21 protein-coding genes are annotated in these 20,748 nt (G+C 69.9%); 13 read left to right on the forward strand and 8 right to left on the reverse strand.

Annotated elements, in window-relative coordinates:
- On the forward strand, positions 1–299 hold a 299-nt coding region (locus ACFU6I_RS42255; RefSeq protein ID WP_384377943.1), incomplete at its 5' end, for an anthrone oxygenase family protein.
- A gap of 156 nt (positions 300–455) precedes the next feature.
- On the opposite strand, the gene ACFU6I_RS42260 is transcribed toward ACFU6I_RS42255, so the two are convergent.
- The 4 genes from ACFU6I_RS42260 to ACFU6I_RS42275 all read right to left on the reverse strand — a co-directional run bounded on the left by ACFU6I_RS42260 (position 456) and on the right by ACFU6I_RS42275 (position 4,323).
- Entirely contained in the window at positions 456–1,361 is a 906-nt protein-coding gene (locus ACFU6I_RS42260; protein ID WP_384377946.1) for a LysR family transcriptional regulator, read from the reverse strand.
- 36 nt (positions 1,362–1,397) lie between these two features.
- On the reverse strand, positions 1,398–1,634 hold the full coding sequence (locus ACFU6I_RS42265) for a VOC family protein (RefSeq protein WP_384377949.1): 237 nt from the start codon (positions 1,632–1,634) through the stop codon (positions 1,398–1,400).
- A gap of 109 nt (positions 1,635–1,743) precedes the next feature.
- Positions 1,744–2,445, reverse strand: a complete 702-nt coding sequence (locus ACFU6I_RS42270) for a type 1 glutamine amidotransferase domain-containing protein (protein WP_384377952.1) — start codon at positions 2,443–2,445, stop codon at positions 1,744–1,746.
- 531 nt (positions 2,446–2,976) lie between these two features.
- A complete protein-coding gene (locus ACFU6I_RS42275) occupies positions 2,977–4,323 on the reverse strand; it encodes an MFS transporter (protein ID WP_384377955.1) in 1,347 nt (448 codons plus the stop codon).
- 181 nt (positions 4,324–4,504) lie between these two features.
- Between ACFU6I_RS42275 and ACFU6I_RS42280 the strand changes: the two genes are divergently transcribed.
- Complete coding sequence (locus ACFU6I_RS42280; RefSeq protein WP_384377958.1) at positions 4,505–6,103, forward strand: IclR family transcriptional regulator C-terminal domain-containing protein; 1,599 nt, start codon at positions 4,505–4,507, stop codon at positions 6,101–6,103.
- On the opposite strand, the gene ACFU6I_RS42285 is transcribed toward ACFU6I_RS42280, so the two are convergent.
- A complete protein-coding gene (locus ACFU6I_RS42285) occupies positions 6,094–6,231 on the reverse strand; it encodes a hypothetical protein (RefSeq protein WP_384377961.1) in 138 nt (45 codons plus the stop codon). The two genes, ACFU6I_RS42280 and ACFU6I_RS42285, sit on opposite strands and share 10 nt — an antisense overlap.
- A gap of 898 nt (positions 6,232–7,129) precedes the next feature.
- Between ACFU6I_RS42285 and ACFU6I_RS42290 the strand changes: the two genes are divergently transcribed.
- The gene (locus tag ACFU6I_RS42290; RefSeq protein ID WP_384377964.1) at positions 7,130–8,182 is read left to right on the forward strand and encodes a DUF4190 domain-containing protein; all 1,053 of its coding nucleotides are present in this window, start codon (positions 7,130–7,132) and stop codon (positions 8,180–8,182) included.
- A 753-nt stretch (positions 8,183–8,935) separates the two neighbouring features.
- Positions 8,936–9,793, forward strand: coding sequence for a phosphotransferase (locus tag ACFU6I_RS42295; RefSeq protein WP_384377967.1), 858 nt, complete (start codon positions 8,936–8,938; stop codon positions 9,791–9,793).
- Here ACFU6I_RS42295 and ACFU6I_RS42300 read toward each other — a convergent pair.
- Positions 9,775–10,191: a LysR family transcriptional regulator gene (locus tag ACFU6I_RS42300; RefSeq protein ID WP_384377970.1), complete on the reverse strand. Its 417-nt coding sequence runs from the start codon at positions 10,189–10,191 to the stop codon at positions 9,775–9,777. The genes ACFU6I_RS42295 and ACFU6I_RS42300 overlap by 19 nt on opposite strands.
- A gap of 282 nt (positions 10,192–10,473) precedes the next feature.
- On the opposite strand from ACFU6I_RS42300, the gene ACFU6I_RS42305 reads away from it, so the two are divergent.
- From ACFU6I_RS42305 to ACFU6I_RS42325, 5 genes are all read left to right on the forward strand, one after another.
- The gene (locus tag ACFU6I_RS42305) at positions 10,474–11,595 is read left to right on the forward strand and encodes an aldo/keto reductase (protein WP_384377973.1); all 1,122 of its coding nucleotides are present in this window, start codon (positions 10,474–10,476) and stop codon (positions 11,593–11,595) included.
- A complete protein-coding gene (locus ACFU6I_RS42310) occupies positions 11,592–12,344 on the forward strand; it encodes an SDR family NAD(P)-dependent oxidoreductase (protein ID WP_384377976.1) in 753 nt (250 codons plus the stop codon). Before ACFU6I_RS42305 ends, ACFU6I_RS42310 begins: the two co-directional genes overlap by 4 nt.
- Positions 12,345–12,439: 95 nt before the next feature.
- A complete protein-coding gene (locus ACFU6I_RS42315; protein WP_384377979.1) occupies positions 12,440–13,258 on the forward strand; it encodes an SDR family NAD(P)-dependent oxidoreductase in 819 nt (272 codons plus the stop codon).
- Positions 13,259–13,387: 129 nt separating this feature from the next.
- The gene (locus ACFU6I_RS42320; RefSeq protein ID WP_384377982.1) at positions 13,388–14,074 is read left to right on the forward strand and encodes a TetR family transcriptional regulator; all 687 of its coding nucleotides are present in this window, start codon (positions 13,388–13,390) and stop codon (positions 14,072–14,074) included.
- A 721-nt stretch (positions 14,075–14,795) separates the two neighbouring features.
- Complete coding sequence (locus ACFU6I_RS42325; protein WP_384377985.1) at positions 14,796–15,227, forward strand: protein phosphatase; 432 nt, start codon at positions 14,796–14,798, stop codon at positions 15,225–15,227.
- 205 nt (positions 15,228–15,432) lie between these two features.
- On the opposite strand, the gene ACFU6I_RS42330 is transcribed toward ACFU6I_RS42325, so the two are convergent.
- Together ACFU6I_RS42330 and ACFU6I_RS42335 are read right to left on the reverse strand one after the other, a co-directional pair.
- On the reverse strand, positions 15,433–17,199 hold the full coding sequence (locus ACFU6I_RS42330; protein ID WP_384377988.1) for an ABC transporter ATP-binding protein: 1,767 nt from the start codon (positions 17,197–17,199) through the stop codon (positions 15,433–15,435).
- Entirely contained in the window at positions 17,196–18,947 is a 1,752-nt protein-coding gene (locus ACFU6I_RS42335) for an ABC transporter transmembrane domain-containing protein (protein WP_384377991.1), read from the reverse strand. The genes ACFU6I_RS42330 and ACFU6I_RS42335 overlap by 4 nt, the downstream gene beginning before the upstream one ends.
- 47 nt (positions 18,948–18,994) lie before the next feature.
- On the opposite strand from ACFU6I_RS42335, the gene ACFU6I_RS42340 reads away from it, so the two are divergent.
- The 4 genes from ACFU6I_RS42340 to ACFU6I_RS42355 all read left to right on the forward strand — a co-directional run.
- Entirely contained in the window at positions 18,995–19,132 is a 138-nt protein-coding gene (locus ACFU6I_RS42340) for a hypothetical protein (protein ID WP_384377994.1), read from the forward strand.
- 168 nt (positions 19,133–19,300) lie between these two features.
- A complete protein-coding gene (locus tag ACFU6I_RS42345) occupies positions 19,301–19,453 on the forward strand; it encodes a hypothetical protein (protein ID WP_384377997.1) in 153 nt (50 codons plus the stop codon).
- Between the two features lie 239 nt (positions 19,454–19,692).
- A complete protein-coding gene (locus ACFU6I_RS42350; RefSeq protein WP_384378000.1) occupies positions 19,693–20,187 on the forward strand; it encodes a hypothetical protein in 495 nt (164 codons plus the stop codon).
- 26 nt (positions 20,188–20,213) lie between these two features.
- On the forward strand, positions 20,214–20,748 hold a 535-nt coding region (locus ACFU6I_RS42355; RefSeq protein WP_384378003.1), incomplete at its 3' end, for a hypothetical protein.

Raw genomic sequence — 20,748 nt, forward strand, 5'->3', positions numbered from 1 at the left:
TCGGCGCCGTGATGCCGTTCTGGTATATCGGCTCACTCGTCCTCGTCGCGGTCTGGGCTGTCGCGGGATGGCACCACCACGGCACCGGCCTCGTCGTCACCGCCGCCGCACTGCTGATCGTCAGCGTGATCATGTCGATCCTGCTGCTCGTCCCGATCAACAACCGGGGCAAGACGTGGACCCCTGACAACCGGCCCGCCGACTGGAAGGAGCAGATGAACCGCTGGGACCGCTACCACTACGTCCGCGTCGCCATCATCATCGCCGCCTTCGCCCTGCTGGTCGCCGCCCTCGCCTGAGCCCGCGGCCCGACACCGCGCTGGTGGCGCACAATCCCCGAGGCGGAGACCTTCGACGCCGCGCAGCGCGAGTTCATCGGCCGCTTCCGCCCGACCTCACCGATCCAGCGGCTCATCCAGCCGTCCGAGGTGCGCGGCGGCACCGAACCCGCCCCGTCAGAGCCCACCCCACTGCGCTGCCGCCTCAATGAGCCGGTCGCGTACGACGGTGGTGGCCGGGTTGGCCGGGGCGCCGCGGCGTGTGGCGAGGTAGAGGGTGTTGAGCGGCGCGACTTCAGGTTCGTGGAGCTGGACGACGCTGCCCGCCGCCAGGGCCGGTTCGACGAGGTAGTGCGGCAGGACGGAGACGCCTGCTCCCGCCTCGACGGCGGCCAGGACCGCGCGGAGGTCGGGGACGACGAGAGCTACGGGGTTGGCGGGGCGCTGCCCGAACTCGCTGCGCCAGTAGCGGCGCACGATGGGAAGGTCCTCCGAGTAGGCGACGAGCGGCAGGGCGGCGAGTGCGTCCGCGGGGGCAGTTCGGAGCCTGTCGGCGTCCACGGTGTGGGCGGTGGCCGGCGCGCCGACAAGGAGGAACTCCTCGTCCACGAGCGGCACCGCCAGCACCGCCGGGTGCGTCGGGCGGACGGCGGAGACGACCAGGTCGAGCCGGCCCTCGGCCAGCTCGGCGAGAAGGTCCTGGGCCAGACCGAGCGTCACGTGGAGGTAGAGCCCGCGGGCGGTCAGCGGGGCGAGCGCGGGCAGCACCCGGACGGTCATGGCCTCGGCCGCACCGCCGATCCGTACCGTTCCGCGCAGTGCTGGTTCGGTCTCCGTGGAGCCCAGGACGTCGCGGAGTCCGTCCAGGTGCAGGCTCACGCGGGTTGCGAGGGCGGCGGCTCGAGGTGTGGGGGCGACGCCCTGGCGGGAGCGGACGAACAGCCGCTCGCCGATCTGCTCCTCGAGCCGGGCGAGTTGGCCGGTGACGGCGGGCTGGGTCACGCCGAGCCGCTGAGCTGCGGCGGAGAGGGAACCCGCGCGATAGATCTCCAGGAATGTGGCCAGCAGGTCCAGGCTCGGCACGCGGTCTTCCTTCCATCACTTGTCCAGGGGTGCCGGTTACCCGGTCCGTGCGGCGTGGCAGCTCGAGGGTGGCGCGTCGAACAACTCGATGAGACGGTCGTCACCGGCGTCGAGGAACACGGCACGGTACACGCCGCCCTGCGGGGCGCTCCACTCCCGTACGGACCGGAAGCCGAGCCCCTGGGTGCAGAAGTGCACCGAGGTGTCGATGTCGTGGACGCGGATGGCGATGTGGTCGAGACCTCCGTCGAGGACCGGGGCGGTCGCAGGCATTCCTCTTTCATCATCGGTGCTCCGGTGTCGAACGGGCCGGGCCGTCGGCCGGGAGTGAGCGGCAGGCCGGCGCTCACTCCCGGCCGACGATCTGCGCGAGGGGCTCGGTTCAGCCGACGAGGGTCTTCAGGACGGCATCGGCCGTACTTGTGCTCGACTGCGGGTTCTGACCGGTGATCAGGTTGTCGTCCACGACGACGGTGTTGCTCCAGGCCGCACCGGTCTGCAGGACGGCGCCCTCGGCCCGCAGCCGGTTCTCGACCAGGAACGGCGCGTTCTCGCCCAGCCCGCCCTGGCTCTCCTCCTCATCCGTGAACGATGTCAGGGCCCGGCCGGCGAACGTGAAGCTGCCGTCGTCCTCGGTCGCGCTCAGCAGGCCGGCGGCACCGTGGCACAGGGCGGCCACGGTCTTGCCCTGCGCGTCTGCCTCGTTCAGCAGGCGGCCGAGGTCGGCGTCCTGCACCAGGTCGGCCATCGGGGCGTGGCCGCCGGGAATGTAGATCGCGTCGTAGTCGCCCATCGTCACCTCGGACAGGGCGAGCGGCGTCGAGAGCTCCTCCGCGATGCCTGCGAGGTAGGTGCGGAACTCCTCGGCGTCGGCCTCGGAGACGCCGCCCTGCTCACTGAGGCTGAGGGTGTCGACCGTGGGGCGCGCGCCGGCCGGGGTGGCGATGTCGACGTCCGCGCCGGCGGCCTTGAGGACCTTGTGCGAGGCGGCGACCTCCTCGGCCCAGTAGCCCGTGGGGTGGGTGGATCCGTCGGCCAGCTTCAGGCTGGTGGCGGCGGAGATGACCATCAGAATCTTCGACATGGGTGTGCCTTGCCTTGGTGGTGGAAGAGATGCAACGAGGTGTGCCGCGACTTGTGGAGCGGCACTCGGACAACCCCAGAATCCATCACCGATCATCCATTCATGTATCGGCTTCCATAAGAATTCTTATGACTTGTTTCCGCGACGGGCCGCAGCCCGGTCGTTCTTGGCGACGGCGAGGTCGAGGAGATCCGGTGCGGGAGACGATGGAGGTTCTGACCTTCTTCTCTGCCCGCTTGTACAGGCGTCGCAGCGCGAAGAGCCGGGCACGGAAGGCGTTGGCGGCGGCCGAGCATGGCTGACCCCCGTGGGCCCGCAGGGATCGTGCATGGGCGGCCATGTCGTCGTCGATCACGTTTGGGCGTTCTCCGTGCCGTCCGCGCTCGCGGGCGGAGGCTTGGCCTTCGAGGGACTTCTCCCGGATGTACGCGATATCCCGCGAGTTCCGCGCCGCTGTCTCGGGATCCGCTGCTCAGGACGGTTCCCGCTCCGAGCGGCGCCCGACCGAACCCACGGGATATCGCGCAGGTCTCAGGCCGCTGTCTGCGCGGGGGCGGGGGCGGCGCTGCGGGCCGGGCGGCCGCGCCGGGCCAGGGGGACCAGTGTGATCGCGGTGGCGCCGAGTACGGCCGCCACGGCGAAGGTGGTGAAGCCGAGGCCCGCGTTGCCGCCCGCGACGACTGCGCCGCCGAGCGAGGGGCCGACGACCGCGCCGATGCGGCCGATGCCGGTGACCCAGCCCAGGCCGGTGGCCCGTTCGGCGGGTGCGTAGACGCGGGCGGTGGCCGCGTAGACCATCGTCTGGGCGCTGAACAGCCAGACGCCGGTCAGGAAGACGACGGCGTACGCGACGCCAAGCGGCAGGTGGGTCCTGAGGAGGAAGGCGCCGCAGGCGGTCAGTACGAACCAGATCGCGGAGACCTTGACCGGGCCGAACCGGTCCGCGGTGCGGCCCGCGACGAGCATGCCGACGATGCCGCCGGCGTTGATGACCATGAGGAAGGTGACGGAGGAGGTCAGTGAATAGCCGGAGGCGCGCATCAGTTCCGGCAGCCAGGTGGAGACCCCGTAGACGAGGAGCAGACCCGCGAACGAGGCGATCCACAGCAGCGGCGTCGCCCACCGGGTGCCCGGTGCGAACAGCGCGCCGATCGCCGACATGCGGCCCTTGGCCCCGGCCTGCGGGGCCTCGGTGGTGCCCGGCCGGTCGAGGCCGAAGCGGTCGGCGACGGCGTACGCGGCGTCGGTGCGGCCCTTCGCGTAGAGGACGCCCGGCGATTCCGGCAGCCACTTCAGGACCAGCGGCACCGCGATCACGGCGGGGATCACGCCCGCCCAGAACACCCAGCGCCAGCCGTGCTCGGGCGCGACGGCCAGGCCGATGCCCGTGGCCGCCATGCCGCCGGCGTGGTACGAGGTCATCAGCAGGCCGGTGGCGAGCGCGGCCCGGCGCGGCGGCGCGAACTCGGCCACGATCGCGAGGCCGATCGGCATCAGACCGCCGAGGCCGAGCCCCGAGACGAAGCGCCCGGCGCCGAACACGCCCGCCGACGGGGCGAGCGCGCACACCGCGGAACCCACGGAGAACAGCATGACGCTGGCGGCGACCAGTGGCTTGCGGCCCAGCCAGTCGGTGAGCGTGCCCGCGAGCAGGGCGCCGATCAGCATGCCGAACGTGGTCCAGCTGCCCACGGTGCCGGCGATGCCGGGGCTGAAGCCGAGGCCGTCGTCGGCGAGCAGGTGGGGCATGGTCGCGCCGTAGATGTTGACGTCCATGCCGTCGAAGAAGACGGCCAGCCAGCACAGGGCGATGACAACAGCGACGGATCTGAACGACCGGGACTGCACAGATGTCTGCGATGTCTGCGAAGAAGCCATAGGGGACTCGCTCACGCGGGAAGGGACGGGGGGCGGGTGGGCGGACCGGTGCCAGGGATTGCGTGGAAGGGAGCGGCTCTCCACGTCGCACTTGTCCGCCTGGTGAACTATGGTTCAGAATTCGATTCCCGAGAGTGTGGGACCACCCCCGCGCCGATGTCAACGGTTGAAAGACGGTTCCATGTCCGATGACTCCGTACGTCCCCTGCAGCGCGGTCTCGCCGTGCTGCGCGCGCTCGCCGCGGCCCGTGAACCCGAGCAGGTGCGCGCCGGCGATCTGGTGCGTGCCACGGGGCTCGCCCGTTCCACGGTCGACCGGGTCGTGGCCACCCTGGTGAGCCTCGGCTACGTACGGCAGCAGGGGCAGGAGCTGTACCTCGCCCCGCCCCTGATGGAGTTGGGCAACGCCTATCTGTCCACGAGCGGCCTCACCCACGAGGCCGCCGCCCGCGCCGCCCGGCTCGCGCGGGAGCTGGACGAGTCGGTGTCCCTCGCGGTGCCGGACCGGGACGGCGTGCGGTTCACCGCGCAGGCCACCCGGCGTCGCGCCATGTCCGTCGCCTTCCGCATCGGTGACCTGCTGCCCGCCGAGCGGTGCGCGGCGGGGCTCGTGTTCGCCACCGCATGGGACGAGGCCGACTGGGCGCGCTGGCGCGAGCGCACCGCCGCCGACCCGGAGGGCACCGGCTTCCCCGCCGTGGCGCCGCACCCGGTTGCCGAGGAGGAGTTCCGGCGCGGGGCCGAGCGCGCGCGGCGGCAGGGCTGGGCGCTGGACGACCAGCTCGTCGAGCCCGGTCTGGTCGCCGTGGCCGTGCCGGTGCGCGGCGACGACGGCACCGTGCGCGGCGCGCTCAGCGCCGTGAGCCACACCAGCCGCCACACCGCTCAGGGGCTTGCGGACGCTGTACTGCCGACCCTCCGGGAAGAGGCCGCCCGGCTCGCGGCGGCGGACGGCCCGGCGCCCGCGGCCCGCCCTGCCACGCGGCCCGTGACCGGGCCCGTCGTGCTGCAGTCCCTCGCCCGCGGCCTCGCCGTCCTGCGCGCCCTGGACGGCGCCCCGCCCGCCGGTCTGCCCGTCACCGCGCTCGCCGAGGCCACCGGACTGCCCCGCACCACCGTCTACCGCAGCCTGCGCACCCTCCAGAACGAGGGATACGTCGGCGCCGACGGCCCCCTGTTCCGTCCGCTGCCCCGCGTCCTGGAACTGGGCTACGCCCGCCTGTCCATGCCGGCCTTCGCCGACCTCGCCCAGCCGCACCTGCGCGATCTGGTCACCCGTGTGCAGGAGTCCGCGTCGGTGACGGTCCTGGACGGCACGGACATCCTCTACGTGGCCCGCGTGCCGATCACCCGCGTCATGAGCGTCGACATCACGCTGGGCACCCGCTTCCCCGCCTACCCGACCGCGATGGGCCGCGTCCTCCTCGCAGGTCTGCCCGAACCCGAGCGTGACCGGCTCCTCACCGACTCCGCCCCGCGTGCCCTCACCCCCCACACGGTCATCGACCCGGCGGACCTGGGACGCATCCTGCGCCAGGTCGCAGCCGACGGCCACGCGGTGATCGACGAGGAGCTGGAGGAGGGCCTGCGGTCCGTCGCCGTGCCCCTGCGCAACCCGGCCGGCCGTACTGTCGCCGCACTCAACGTCGCCCAGCACTCCGGCGACACCCCACTGGAGGCGACCCGCGACGCCCTCCTGCCCGCCCTGCGCGACGCGGCCGCCGCGATCGAGGCGGACGTGGCGATCGCGGACCGGTTCGACACGGTCCGCTACCCCTGATCGGGCGCCGCGCTCCACTCGGTCTTGTGACCGAAGCCGCGGCCGTTGTCCACCGGACGCAGCCACATGGGCTCGATCTCCCAGTGGTTCGCCTTGGCGAGGGCCTGGGCGAGGTGGCCAGCGGTCACGACGAACGGAAACCGGACCGCGTACGCCGCCCGCGCGACGCGCAGCGACTCACCGGCCGGCGCCGCGGGTCCGGTCCGGCAGGACGTCCACGCGCTCGCCCGTCTCCATATCCAGCAACCACATCGGCCGATCGCGGTCGGGCCGCAAACAGTCCATGGAGCACCTTCTTCGCGAACCGCTTCCTGGCCCGGCGCACGCGACGGTCCATGCCATCACCACTTGACGCGACGGGCACCGCGACAGGTTGCCGACCACCCAGGGCAGAGAACAGCTGCCCGCCGCTGCACCACACCAGGGGATATGACCTCCGTTCTTCCTTCGCCCGAACGCTCACCGAGCGCGGGGGCGAACGGCTACCGGAGTGGCTCGATGCCGTCCGCAAGGACGACCTGCCCACCATCCACACCCTCGCCGCAGGCATCGACCGCGACCGTGACGCCGTCATCGCCGGCCTCACCCTGCCCTGGAACTCCGGCGTCGTCGAAGGACACGTCGGAACACCCGGAGGTCCAGGTCCTCTTGCTCACCAGCACGCCGGCCCCAGAGCCCACCCTGCACACCCGCCTGGGCGCCATCCAAGGTCTCGCGCACCTGAGCCGCACGTCGCGGTGAGCCGCTACTGCCCCACAACTCTTGACAATTGCTCGCTTTCCCTGACTTGGGGGCAGGCGTGATTGCCGGGGTTCGGCAACGTACCGCTACGTGAGCTGGATGGTTGCGACCCTGTGATTCCTCGTGGAAACGACAGTACGGTCCATTCGCGAGTGACGGAGACACGAACGGGCTCCCCAGCGAACGAGAGAGTGAGCTGTGCATATGATGCATCCGCCCCCGAATCAGCCCCAGCCACCGGGGCACCCGCCCTCCTACGGGCCGCCTGCCTGGCCCGGGCCGCAGATGGCCCCATCGTCGCCGGTCAGCGGGTTCGCCATCGCGTCGCTCGTCGTCTCGCTCGTCTGTCTGGCGCCCTTGGGGCTGGTCTTCGGGATCATTGCGCTGGTCCGGATATCCCGCCGTGGCGAGCGTGGCAGGGGGCTCGCGGTGGCCGGCATCGCTGTCTCCGGAGTGGTGCTGGTTCTCGCTCTCTTGATGATGGTCGGGGCGCTGCGTTTCTCGGTCTGGTCGGGCAACTCACCGGGCGTGCCGGTCAGGGGTGGCAGTGGGATGAGCGTCTTCGCTCTGGAGACGGGGGACTGTTTCACCCCGGGCACTGAACTGTCGCAGGACAACCAGGGACCGCTCAGGAACGGCACGGCGGAGCGGCTGCCTTGTGAGGAGCCGCACCGCGGCGAGATCTATGGCAGCTTCGAGCTGACCGGCCAGGGAGCGTTCCCCGGTACGGAAGAGGTCATGAAGACCTCTCGCGATCGGTGCGGGGCGCTTCTCCTGGACTATGCGCTGGACCTCACGGCTCACGGCCGGTTGCAGACGTACTTCTACTACCCGGACCACGGCGGATGGGAGCGTGGCGGGCGCACCGTCCTGTGCTGGGCCGGTAAACCGCAAGGGGATCTGGAGGAGTCGATACGGAAGGACGAGAGCGATTTCGAACCGGCCCAGTACGCGTACATCTCAGCGTTCCGGCCACTGTTGGAAGCACAGCTTCGGGCCCCTCAGCAGGGGCCCGACAAGGACCTGGCCACAGCAAGTAGATGGGCCGGGCAGATGGCCGCAGCGCACGCGGAGACTGCCCGGATGCTCGGGGAAGCCCGAGGCGGGCTGCCAGGCGATGTTCGGGGGCCGGCGGGGGAGATCGTGGTGATCTTCGAGGCGGCCGTTCCATCTTGGGAGCAGGCCGCGCGGGCCGCGGACACCGGCGCGTTCCTCGCGGCAATCAAGCAAGCGGAAAGGGACACCGAGGTGACCGTGCAACTGGACGCCGAGATTCGGGCGGGCGTGGGGCTTCCCGTTCCCGAGAACGCGGCGGCCGACAGGGGAGAGGGAGTCTGAGTCGGGAGCCGCCGGGGCCTGCTGGACAGGGCGGCTGTTCTCGCGGCGGGGCGAGTGGGGCCTGGCGGGACCAACGACCGTTCCTTTCCTTGCGGCAGGCAATGTGGCGGGGCAGGGAGATCCCCCGGTCTGGCTCCGGGCAACGGCGGTGAGCCATCAGCCGGCCGGCTGAAACGAGGAGGCCCGCGAACAAGAAGGCGATTTCGCCGAAGAATTGGATACCCAGGCGAGGTCGGCAGGCTTCAGAGGTCGAAGAGGCCATGCAGAACGAGGGACGTACCAATCAGCAGGCCACCGAGGCCGTGGAGATGGGGCCTGGTGACGTGGCGGCGGGCCGAGGGCAGGACCCACCCTGTTCGGAGCGTCCCCGGACGGTGCTCGGCGGATGGCCGGACTTGCTGGCCGTGATGCCTCGCACGCATGCCCGATGTGGAGGGCGACCCGTAGGGTGGGCGGGTGGTGGATGCTCCCGGAGGGATATGCGGAGTCGATGCGCTACAGGACGTCTTGACCGACCTGTGTGCCTCGCCAGTTGCTGTCAACCGTTGGGATTCGCTGGAGCCATGGACCGTAGCCCGAGCCTGGCTTCGAAGTGCTTCGGCGCTTCCGCGCTCCGTTGTCGTCAAGTGCATACCGGGCGGGCAACGCGAGGCCCGCACCGCTCCATGGCGGCTGCGTACGGAAGTGGCGGCACTCCAGTTCCTCAGCGAGGACGTGGGGATAGGGCTTGGTCCTCGCGTCATCGCTGCCGACATGGCTGCCGGATTCCTCGTCCTGGAAGACCTCGCTCCTCGTGTCGGCCTGGACCAGTTGCTTCGACGGAACGGCGTGGCAGCGCACGGCGACCGGCTGGCGGCGTTCGCCCGCGCCCGCGGTGCGCTGAGCGCTGCCACCGTTGGGCGGGCCGAGACCTACTACGCCCGTCGGGCCAGGCTGGGGCCAGTTGACGCTGCGGCAGACCAGGCCGGACGACTCGCCCCTCTCCGCAAGGAAGCGATTGGACACGCATCGGCGCTCGGGGTGCCGCCAAGCGGCCGGACCGTCCACGAACTCGCCACAGCCATGGATGAGTTGGCTGATCCAGGCCCCTTCCTCGCCCTCAGCAATGGTGACGCAGAAGCCAACAACATCATGCTCCACGCCACCGGCCCGGCCGACGCCCGCCTCATCGACTTCGAATTCGCCGGCTACACCCACGCGCTGACCGACGCCGTGTGCCTGTATGTGCCCGGCCCGGCCTGGCTGGCCGTGGGCGATCCAACCACCACAGGCCTCGCCGACGAGTACCGCCACGCCCTGGCCCGCGGCATCCCGGAAGCCGAGGACGACCAGCGGTACGGAGACGGTCTCGCCGCCGCCTGCACGTCCTGGGCGCTTGTTCGCCTGCAGCGACTCACCCAGCTCGACACCCGCTCACCAGGTGACCACAGCCGGCTCCAGCTCATCGCAACACTGGAAGCCGCCGCGCACACCGCCGAGACCCACCGGGCCCTGCCACACGTCACCGGCTGGATCCGCCGTATCGCCGCAGTGCTGCGCCGCCGCTGGCCCGACGCGAACCAGGACCTCGCCGAGTCAGGAAGGTTCCCGCCCTACCGGCCCCGGCACTGACCCCGGGCGTCCGCTCGCCGCTTCACCGGGTCGCTGCCGGCCAAGGAGGTAGGCAACGGTGGAGGGGAAGCGACCACGGTGACCGCCGCTCCTTCCCCTTGTGCCATGGCGCTCATCGCCTCCGCGGCCTGTTCCGCGTGGCGCACACCGTCCTGGGCGATCGGGCGGAAACGGCGCCCGGCCGCGTTGAGGTTCAGCGAACGGGGCCGGCGCGTGAACAGGGAGACGCCCAGGACCTTCTCCAGGGCGCTCAACTGGCGGGAGAGGGGCGGCTGGGCGATGTGCGCCTGGTGGGCCGCGGCGGTGACCGACGCGGCCTCGGCGACGGCGAGGAAGTAGCGCAGCACCCGTAGTTCCATGAAGGCCTTCCGGAGGACTCGAACGATCCGGGCGCTCATCGCTCATCGACAGCAGTCGTATGAAGGCGAACGCTCGACACGGCGAGGTACGGCAGGCGCAACAGCACGATCAACCAGCCTGACACGCCCGCCCGGTGATCACCGGCCGTTAGCGAAAACCTGCACGTCACAGGCCATGGATGGGTTCTCGGCACCCGTAGCGACTGCCCTTCACCCGCGACCGTCATTCGACAAGAGGCCAGTGGGTCGTTATCTTGGAATCCATAAAGTTCCAGTGGCCTCTTATGGGGGTGCTGGTCGCACAGGCGAAGGTGGGTTCAGGTGATGAACGAAGGCACCGCACACGCAGCCCGGACACCGCTGGGCGGATCCGGCATCTCGGTGCGGCCCGTCGGACTCGGGCTGATGGGGATGTCGCAGTTCTACGGCGAGGTGGATCCCGACACCTCGGTCGCCACCATCCGGAATGCGATCGAGCTCGGTGTGGAGCTGTTCGACACGTCGGACTACTACGGTGCGAGCAGCGCCACTCCGGGCCGGCCGGTGGCCGGTTTCGGTCACAACGAGGAGCTGCTGGGACGCGCGCTCCAAGGGCGCCGGAACCGAGCAATCGTGGCGACGAAGTTCTCCGCGCGCCGCGGCCCCGGGGGCCGCAGCTTCTTCGACGGCCGTCCCGAGTATGTGAAGGCCGCGTGCGCGGCGAGCCTGAAGCGGCTGGGCACGGACCGGATCGACCTGTACTACTACCACCGGATCGACCCGGCCGTCCCGGTCGAGGACACCGTGGGGGCCATGGCAGACCTGGTCGCCGAGGGCAAGGTCCGGGCCATCGGCATGAGCGAGGTCACCCCGGAGATCTTGCGGCGGGCCCACGCGGTCCATCCCGTCACCGCGCTGCAGAGCGAGTACTCACTGTGGGAGCGCGGCGTCGAGGCCGAAGTGCTGCCGGAGTGCCGGCGGCTCGGGATCACGCTGGTGCCCTACAGCCCGCTGGGCCGCGGCATGCTCACCGGCGCCTTTGGCCTGGGCACCGAGTTCGACCGTGACGACTTCCGGTCCACGCTGCCCAAGTTCCAGGGCGACAACTTTGACCACAACCGGCAGTTGGTCGACGAGTTGGAGGAGTTCGCCGCGAGCACGGGCAACACCGCCGGTCAGATCGCTCTCGCCTGGTTGCTGGCCCAGCCCCACGACGTCGTCCCGATCCCCGGCTCCAAACGTCCGGCCCACATCAGCGCGAACCTTGCGGCCACCTCGGTCCGGCTCAGCGCCGACGACGTGGCCCGTCTCGGCGCCCTGTTCGACCCCGCGCGGATCAAGGGGGGCCGGTACGGAGCCCTCAACACGCTTCCGGACGAACCCGAAGTCACGCCCCGCACGGAACACCACACACAAGGGCCCGCCGTACCGGCCGCCCCATTGGACAAGGAGCACACCCCATGAACCATGACGCCCAGTTCGCCGGCAAGACCGCGCTCGTGACCGGCGCCGGAAGCGGTATAGGTTCCGACATCGCCCGCCTGCTCGCCGCACGCGGAGCCGACGTCACTCTGGTCAGCCGCCAGGAGGCGCCGCTCAGGGAGCTCGCCGACGAGATCACCAAGGCGGGCGGCAAGGCCCTCGTCGTTCCCGGCGACGTCAGCGACCCGCATGCCGTGGAGCACGCCGTCGCCGAGACCGTCCGCCACTTCGGCGCCCTGCACCTGGCCGTGAACAACGCCGGCACCTCCAGCGCCCACCACGACGTTCCCGACCTGCCCGAGGAGGAGTGGAACAAGACCATCGGGATCAACCTCTCCGGCGTCTTCTACGGGCTGAAGTACCAGATCCCGGCGATCAAGGCGGCTGGCGGCGGCGCCATCGTCAACATCTCCAGCGTCTTCGCCGACCGCGGTCTGTCCCACCGCGCCGCCTACAGCGCGAGCAAGCACGGCGTCCGCGGCCTGACCCGCGCGGCCGCGGCCGACTCGGCCCAGCACGGCATCCGGATCAACGAACTCCAGCCCGGCGTCATCCCGGTGCCCCGTCAGCAGGGCAACCCCGAAGAGGTCGCGAAGATCGCCGAAAAGATCCCGGCCCGCCGACTCGGCACCGGCGAGGAAGTGGCGAAGGCCGTCGCCTTCCTGCTCTCCGACGAGGCGTCCTACGTCACCGGCGCCCACCTCGCGGTCGACGGCGGATTCCTCATCTGAGCCTCTCCCGCTTCCCCTGTCCCGAGCCTTCGGGCTCGCCCGCACCACCCGTCCCCAACAGATCCCCTGTGACACACAGAAATCGAGGCAACATCATGAGCAAGACCTGGCTGGTCACCGGCAGCTCCCGCGGCCTGGGCCGTTCCATCGCCGATGCCGTCCTCGAGGCCGGCAACAACCTGGTCGCCACCGCCCGGCGCACCGAATCCCTGAACGACCTCGTCGACAAGTACGGCGACAAGGTCCGCCTCGTCACGCTGGACGTAACCGACACCGAAGCCTCCCGCCGGGCCGTCCAGGCCGCCGTCGATGCCTTCGGCCGCCTGGACGTGGTCGTCAACAACGCCGGCTACGCCGACATGGCCGCCATCGAGGACGTGACCGACGAGGCCTTCCGTAACCAGATGGACGCCAACCTCTACGGCGTCGTGAACGTCACCCGGGCCGCCCTTCCCCTCCTGCGTGAGCAGGGCTCCGGCCACATCATCCAGATCTCCTCCGTCGGCGGACGCGTGGGTGGTCCCGGCCTGGGCGCCTACCAGGCGGCCAAGTGGGCCGTCGGCGGCTTCTCCGAGGTCCTCGCCAAGGAAGTCGCCCCTCTCGGCATCAAGGTGACCGTCGCCGAGCCGGGCGCCTTGCGCACCAACTGGGCCGGCTCCTCCATGGCCACCCCGCCGGTCAGCGACCCCTACAAGCCGGTCGTCGAACCTGCCATCGCCCGTCAGCGGGCCTCGGACGGCAAGCAGAGCGGCGACCCCGCCCGTGTCGCCCAGGTCCTGCTGGACATCGTGGAGACCGAGGAGCCGCCGCTGCACCTGCTGCTCGGCAAAGACGCCGTCAAGGTCGGCCAGTTCGCGGCCGAGACCCTTGCTGCCTCGGACGCCAAGTGGCGCCACGTGAGCGAGTCCGTGTGATCCGCAGTAGCGGACCTGGTAACCAGATCCACCCCCTGCCGGTACCCGCCCCTCCAGGTGGCACCGGCAGGCCATAGGGTTACCACGAGCGACGCCAGGGGCGCCGCGAAAGTTCCCGAGGAAGCGACGATGACAGACGACCGGCCGACCGACTTCCAACGCGCCCGCAGTGCCGAGCAGCGCGAGGTCCGCAAGCAGACCATCCTCGCAGCCGCGGCAGAACTCCTCACAGAGATGCCCGTCAGCGACATCAGCCTGCGGGAGCTCAGTCGGCGGGTCGGGCTGTCGAAGACGAACGTCGTGCGCTACTTCGAGACCAGGGAAGCGGTCTTCTTCGAACTCCTCAACCGCGACCTCGCGCAGTGGATCGAGGAGTTGCCCACCGACCTGGCGTCCGCCGACATCGCCGGACCGGCATCGCCCCGAGCTGTGACGGACGCCCTGGCCCGGTCCCTGGCCCGCCGGACCCAACTGTGCGAACTGCTCAGCTCGCTGGGCTCCGAACTCGAACGGAACATCTCCGCCGAGTCGGCGCGCGACTTCAAGCGAGCCCACGTCCGGTTGCTGGGCGCCCTGGCGGAGCTGCTGCGACAGCACATCACCGCACTGAACCCTGCAGCCGCCCGCGAGTTGGTCTCCCTGACCGTCGTGTGCACGGCCGGACTGTGGCCCTTCGCGCACCCCTCACCGGCCGTCGTCGAGGCACAGCAGGACCCCGAACTCGCCGCCACAAAGGTCGACTTCGGCGAGCGGCTGGGCCGCACCCTGCATATCGCCGCCACGGGACTACTCGAGCTGGAAGAACGGGCCACCTGACACAGGGGCACGCCGAGACGAGGACGGCACCGTGAACATCACTCTGAATTCGATGATCACCGATGCTGCCGAACTGGAGGCGGAGACCGCTTCCCGGCACTGGCTGCTCGGCGGCTCGATCTTCCGGACGCCAACGTCCCAGGCCCCCGGTCTCCCGGCCTTCCGGATTGCCAGAAGGGCAGCAGGGTCAATCCAGCCCGGCCGGACACCCATTCCGACTGCGATCACGTCGGCTCCCCGGGCCAGATCGGCGTCCCAGGTACGGACCGCCAGTCCGTAGTGGGTCCGGCCGGCCCGGATCCGCCGGACGTGCCGCTTTCCCGACAACCGCGAAGGGATGTCACTCCCTTCTACGGATACGACGACACCGACCTGCAAAGCGGCTACTACCACGTCCGCACCCCGTTCGGGATCATGCTCCACATTCTCCGCATGAAGGCACGACGCGACTGTGTGCAGTCATCGCACTTGTGGATGACCAGATTCTCCGGCGCACGGTCAACAACCCCTTCGAGGCACCCGACCTTCCATGGTGGAAACGCCGAATCGAACTCTGACCCACTCGGCCGACCGACCCTCCCACTCCCAGGTACTGCTACTTCTCATCGACATTCCAGGGCCTCTCGACTGCGGACCGATGCCAGGAATCACCAACATTCGCTTTCCGCTCTCACCTACGCAGCCAGACGGTCCTTCCCCGCCGCGGAAATACAGTGATGGGGTGACTGAGACATGGAACGTTACTGACCCTGGCGTGATGCGGCTTCCCTCCGGGCGTCTGGTCCGTGGCCGCGGGCTTCGTCGGCCGGTCCCGGCCGGTCCGACGCCTGCCTACGCCGTCCATCTGCTCGGCAGGCAGCCCCCCGAGGCACCCTGGGAAGTCCAGTGGCTGCGCTGGCCGGACTTCTGGCTGCCAAGCAGCCACACCCAGGCCCAAGCCATCCTCGGTGAGGCATGGGCTCGTGCCGCAGTCGAACGCGTCGAGATCGCCTGCGGCGGCGGCCGTGGCCGCACCGGCACAGCCCTGGCCTGCCTCGCTGTCCTGGACGGAGTCCCAGCCGGTCACGCAGTGGACTTCGTGCGCCAGAACTACGACCACCGCGCCGTCGAAACCCCCTGGCAGAAACGCTACGTCCGCCGCTTCGCCGACTGACCCACCCCTGACCCGCCTCCGAACTCCGAAAGACCGGCAGCCCCCTGCGGGTTCAACGCCCATCCGCCTCAAGGACTCTACGGCATCCACTACCGCCGTCCCGCACCGTGCGCGCTCTCCGTGACGGGTTTCGTCCCCTGGCGTCGCTCGTGAGCGACAGCGATCCGTGAGTACTCCCTTGTCCAAGTTCAGGCCGCAGAGCGGCCTACGACGGCTGCTTGCCGTGCCATGACTGCCACAACGCGGCATAGGCACCGTCGGAGGTTACGAGGTCGTCGTGGGTACCAAGTTCGGTGATGCGGCCGCCGTCCATCACGGCGACCCGGTCGGCGTCGTGGGCGGTGTGCAGGCGATGCGCGATGGCGATGACGGTGCGCCCTTCGAGTACGGCGGCCAGCGCACGTTCGGTGTGGCGTGCGGTACGCGGGTCGAGGAGAGCGGTGGCCTCGTCGAGTATCAGCGTGTGCGGATCAGCCAGCACTACACGTGCCAAGGCGAGTTGCTGTGCTTGCGAGCCGTCGAGCCGATGCCCTGCAGCGCCCAGCACAGCGTCCAGGCCGTTTGGCAGCTCTTCGGCCCATTCGGCCCCGACGGCCGCCAGGGCGGCGTGGAGTTCGGTATCAGTGGCGGTCTGTGCCGCGATCAGCAGATTGTCGCGGACCGTGCCGAGGAAGACGTGGTGTTCCTGGGTGATCAGAACAATCTGCCGGCGCAGCAGGTCGGGGCCGAGGTCGCGGATCGGAACCCCGCCGACCGTCACCGTTCCGGTGCGAGGCGCGTCAATGCCCGCGAGCAGCCTGCTCAGGGTGGACTTGCCCGCGCCGGAAGGGCCGACGATCGCCAGTCGCTCGCCCTCCTTCACGGTCAGGTCGATGCCGTGCAGCACGTCGCCTCCGCCGTCGTAGGCATAGCGCACGCCGGTCACCTCGATGCGGTCGTCGGAGGGGGCACAGGAAGTCTCCGCGGGTGCCTGGGGCACCTGTCCCAGCCCTTCGACCCGGGCGAAGGACGCGCTGCTGCTCTGCAACTGCTCCAGACGCTGCAGGATCACGTCCAGCGGGGCGGACAGTTGCCACAGATACATCGCGGAGGCGACCACCGCGCCCAGGCTCATCGCTCCATGGTCGTGCAGCACGCCGCCGACGAGGAGCACACCGACCACCGGAATGACGTAGGAGACGTCCACGGACGGAAGGAGCACGCTGCGCAGGAACAGTGTTCGCATCCGGGTGCGTCGGCATTTCTCGATCGCCGCCCGGCATGCGGTGATGCGTCGCTGCTGCAGTCCGAATGCCTCGACGGTGCGCGCGCCGGAGGCCGTGGTCGCCACGAGCTCCGCGAGCACCGAGTTGGCGGCTCCCTCAGCGAGATACGCGCAGCGTGCCCGGCGCAGGTACCAGCGCCCGGCGAAGTAGATACCGCTCAGACCCAGCACCGCACAGGCGCCGAGCAGCGGGGCAAGGGCGAAGATCGCACCGAGGATGAACAACGCCTGCACTGCGGCGATGAGCACGTCCGGCCCGATGTCGCGCAGGGCGACGGCGACAGCCGCGACGTCGGAACTGCCGCGGGTGGTCACATCACCCGTTCCGGCGCGCTCCACGACGGATGCCGGCAGCGCGAGCACGCGGTCGACGAACTGTTCTCGCACCCGCGCCGAAGTCCGCTCGCCGAATCGGTCCCCCACCAACCGGGCGTAACGCGTAAGCACCAATTGGGCAGCCGCGCACACGACGATGGCGAGCGAGAACCGGTCCACGGCCGTCACGCCACCGCCCGCCTTGACCACGTCGATGATCCGGCCGAGCAGCCACGGGCCGGCAAGACCGGCCCCGGCTGCCAGCGCGTTAAGGGCAATCAAACTGGTGAAGGCGCGTGCATCGAGGCGAATCAACTCAAACGCCGCACGGCGTAGATGGGACGGCTCGGCGACGGGCAGCTGCCCGGCCGCCTGCTGTGACCGTGCGGTCATCGGACAGCCTGCCGGGGCGGTCGTCCAGGGCCGTCCGGGTCCGTGTCACCCTCCGCACCGCGCGAGACCAGCCTGCGGTAGCCGGGCTGGCTTCGAAGGAGTTCCTGGTGGCTTCCGGCGGCGACTGCCTCGCCGTCAACGAGGTAGTACACGATGTCCGCCTTGTCCAGCAGGAGCGGTGAGGTACTGGTGACCACGGTGGTACGACCGTTGCGCGCGACACGCAGCCGGGCCGCGACGGCCGCTTCGGTGTGCGCGTCCAGTGCTGAGGTGGGCTCGGTCGCCAGCAGTACCTCAGGTTCGGCCAGCAGCGCCCGCACCAAGCGGATGCGCTGCCTCTGGCCACCGGAGAAGTTTCCACCCTGCGCTTCGACGGGCGCGTCGAGCCCGTCACGCAGACCGAGCACGATGTCGTCCGCCATGGCCGCGTGGACGGCCCGCGTGAGAGCCTCCTCGCTGCGTTCCCGACGACCCGCGACCACCTCGCGCAGTGGGCCGGCGAACAGTTCGGCCTCGCCATCCGCTACCAGGATCCGGGCGCGGACCTGCTCGAGGGCGATGTCGTCGAGCCGCACCGCACCCCAGGTCACCGCGGTGTCGGTGAACCGGCCGAGGCGGTCGACCACGGCCGCGGCCTGCGACGACCGGGCGCTGACCAGCGCAGTCAACTTCCCGGGCGCCACCTCGACGCCGGAGGCCGGATCGCGCAGTACGGACGGCCGCCCAGGTGCGTCCGCACCCGCCGCGCGGTCGGCTGCATCGGGCTCCAGGTCGAGGAAGCGCAGCACACGTCGTGCGGCGACCAGTCCGCGGCTGAGATCGGAGCCGCCCTCGATGAAGAACGCCACCGGCACCACCAGAACCGCGACATACCCGTAAACAGCCACCAACTCCCCTGAGGTGATGGCGCCTTGCGCAGCCATCCGGGCGGCAAGCCAGGTGATCACGGCAAGGAACAGCATCGGCAGGCCGACACCGAGGGCACCGATCCAACTGGTCACCGCCGCGACCCGGTACCCCTGCGCCTGCAGCGCTCGCGAATCGCGGCGATACCGCTCGGCGTACACCTGCTTGCCGCCAAGACCACCCAGGACGCGCAAACCCCCGACGATGTCCCCGAACCGGGCCGCCAGCCCGCCCTGCTGTTCCCGGTAAGCCATCTGCACCCCCTGCAACCGGCCCAGCAACGGCCCGATCAGCAGCGCGAGCAGCGGCACACCCACCAACACGACCACGGCGAGCAACCAGGAGACGGACAGCAAGAACGCGGCCACGACGACGTAGGCGACCACAGCGCCGACCCCGGGGCCGGTGATGGTCAGCGTGTTCGCCATCGCCGCCGCATCACTGAACCCGATCGTGACCACCTCGCCGGCCTCCACCCGTCGCGGCAGCGTGGCCCCCAGCCGCGTCGCGTGCGCCACCACAACCTGCACCGTACGGAAGGCGGCATCCAACCGGACCCGAGTCATCGTGCGATGCCGCATGACGGCGAGCCAGGCGTTCAGCACTCCCACACCCAGCAGCACCACAGACCAACCCGCCAGCTCGCCCGCATGTCCCGGCTCCAGCCCGTCGTCGACCGCGCGGGAGAGCACAAAGGGAGGCAGCGTCAGGCCGACCATCCAAGCGCTACCCAACGCCGCACCGGCCGCGCACCGGCCGCGCTGACAGGTGACCAGCCACCACAGATACCAGCCGGGGCCGCGCCGATCCGGAATAGGCGGGGCAATCGATATATCGGTCATCCACGCACCCTACGGGGACGTCCACCACCCTCTCCAGGGTGTCGGTCTTGTTCTCACTGAGCTCCGACGGCATCCTCGACCAGCCGCACCACGCCGCGACGGGAACCAACGTATGGGAGGAGGGGGTAGCCCTCAGGGTGGGAGCCGTTTTCGTCCAGCCCGCCTCCTCGGGCGACGCCTCATGAAGTGGCTCAGTTACTTCTGCCTGCGAAGCCGAGCCGTGACTTTGCGTACTACGCTGCAACGTCAGGCAACGCGCTTCCATCGGTCAAGGCAACGGCCGTTCGCTGCGCAACCTGCGAATCTCATGAACGGCGCTTTCGGCCTCGACATTCTCTGCACCAACGGCCGCTTTGCCCTACTACAGGGCGCTGACCGGCGCCATGGACAACGACCCGGACATCGTCTGCACCGTGCACGCCGACCGCGTCGACGACGACCAGGACGACGACCCCGACAGCCTGGCCGACCTCGAAGCGCAGGCCCTGGAAGCGATCCACGGATGAGCTGACGGACGCTCCGTGCTGCCCAGGCAGCGGGCCCGCTCCGAGCCCGATGCAGCAGCTGAAAGCCCGTGGCGGTGTAGCAGTGGGTCCGGCATCATCCCCATGTGATTGTGATGCAACCCGTTCTGGAGATCTCCGCTGCCGACGACTTCGCGCTCTGGCCGGTTGGCGAGCACGAGTCATATGGCTACCTCGTGCTGAACGGGGAGCTCACTCCGGCGGAGGTCGGCACGGCGGTTATGCGGATCGCCGACTGCAACGACTTCGAGCCGGAGGAGGAGCACGGGCCGTGCCCGACCGACCCGCTCGGCACATTCCTGCACGGGCTGCTCACCATGCCGGATCTGTTCGCCGCCGGAGGGTTCCGGGTGACCGACAACAGCACCGGCACCGTCTTCATCGAGCCGGGCTGCTGCAACGGCCTGGAGACCTGGCGGGACTGGCTGGACGTGCTCGACGGTACCGGCTGCTCCTACTTCGGCCACGATCCGTTCTCGGTGGCCGAACGCGTTGGCGACATCGTTCGGCTGACGCTCGACGCCCATGGGACGGACAGCGGCCCGGTGATCGAGCTGTCGGTAGACCAGGTAGGCAGGCTCGTCGCGGGCGCCCAGCAGGATTTGCAGGACTTCCTCAGCCTTGCCGGAAGCTGGGCTGAACAACACCTGCCAGCACATGCTGCCGCCGTCACTTCCGCCCTGGCACGGGCACTGGACCTGGCGCCCACACGATGACCAGTTTCCTGACCCACCGAGCGCACGTGCACGACGCTCGCCTTCCCCTCCGCCGCCGGCACAGCGCGCTGCGGACCTGCATCACCCTCTTTGCGCCGTACGGCTTCCGGGCGACGTACCACCACCTCACGCTCAGCGCCGCGATCCCCCGGCAGTTGGAGGCGGACCCGGACGCCCTGGTGCGGGCGGTGGAGGAACTGCATGAGGCGCGGGTGCTGTGGCTGGCGCGGGCGGAGGAGTATGCCGCGCAACGCCGGGCGGAGAAGCGGGCCGGGCGGCGGGCTGTAGTGAACCCACGACCGTGGTGGCTGCGGAGCTGGTGGGAGGGCCCGAACCGCGCCTGGTACGAAGATCCGTTTCGCCATCCGTCGCTGCGGCTGCCCGAGTACGTCCGGCGACAGAACGCGATTCTGGGCGGCGCCGATCTCCCCGGCTGCCCAGCCTGCGGGGACGAGAGACCGCTGATGTCGAACTCGACCGGGCACGGCTGGGTGGAGCTGTGCCGTGGGTGCGCGTGGGTGCTGGCGCCATGTCCGTGCGGGCAGCGGCACCGGTTCGTCC

Source organism: Streptomyces sp. NPDC057486 (assembly GCF_042802415.1).
GTDB classification, from domain to species: Bacteria; Actinomycetota; Actinomycetes; order Streptomycetales; family Streptomycetaceae; genus Streptomyces; species Streptomyces yanii.

Bases quoted from the DNA above. Each gene is read 5' to 3' on its own strand.
- ACFU6I_RS42280 (WP_384377958.1), top strand. From the start codon at position 4,505: ATGTCCGATGACTCCGTACGTCCCCTGCAGCGCGGTCTCGCCGTGCTG.
- ACFU6I_RS42320 (WP_384377982.1), top strand. From the start codon at position 13,388: ATGACAGACGACCGGCCGACCGACTTCCAACGCGCCCGCAGTGCCGAG.
- ACFU6I_RS42300 (WP_384377970.1), bottom strand. From the start codon at position 10,191: ATGAGCGCCCGGATCGTTCGAGTCCTCCGGAAGGCCTTCATGGAACTA.
- ACFU6I_RS42310 (WP_384377976.1), top strand. From the start codon at position 11,592: ATGAACCATGACGCCCAGTTCGCCGGCAAGACCGCGCTCGTGACCGGC.
- ACFU6I_RS42350 (WP_384378000.1), top strand. From the start codon at position 19,693: ATGCGGATCGCCGACTGCAACGACTTCGAGCCGGAGGAGGAGCACGGG.
- ACFU6I_RS42315 (WP_384377979.1), top strand. From the start codon at position 12,440: ATGAGCAAGACCTGGCTGGTCACCGGCAGCTCCCGCGGCCTGGGCCGT.
- ACFU6I_RS42295 (WP_384377967.1), top strand. From the start codon at position 8,936: ATGGCTGCCGGATTCCTCGTCCTGGAAGACCTCGCTCCTCGTGTCGGC.
- ACFU6I_RS42290 (WP_384377964.1), top strand. From the start codon at position 7,130: ATGGCCCCATCGTCGCCGGTCAGCGGGTTCGCCATCGCGTCGCTCGTC.
- ACFU6I_RS42275 (WP_384377955.1), bottom strand. From the start codon at position 4,323: ATGGCTTCTTCGCAGACATCGCAGACATCTGTGCAGTCCCGGTCGTTC.
- ACFU6I_RS42270 (WP_384377952.1), bottom strand. From the start codon at position 2,445: ATGTCGAAGATTCTGATGGTCATCTCCGCCGCCACCAGCCTGAAGCTG.
- ACFU6I_RS42335 (WP_384377991.1), bottom strand. From the start codon at position 18,947: ATGACCGATATATCGATTGCCCCGCCTATTCCGGATCGGCGCGGCCCC.
- ACFU6I_RS42330 (WP_384377988.1), bottom strand. From the start codon at position 17,199: ATGACCGCACGGTCACAGCAGGCGGCCGGGCAGCTGCCCGTCGCCGAG.
- ACFU6I_RS42265 (WP_384377949.1), bottom strand. From the start codon at position 1,634: ATGCCTGCGACCGCCCCGGTCCTCGACGGAGGTCTCGACCACATCGCC.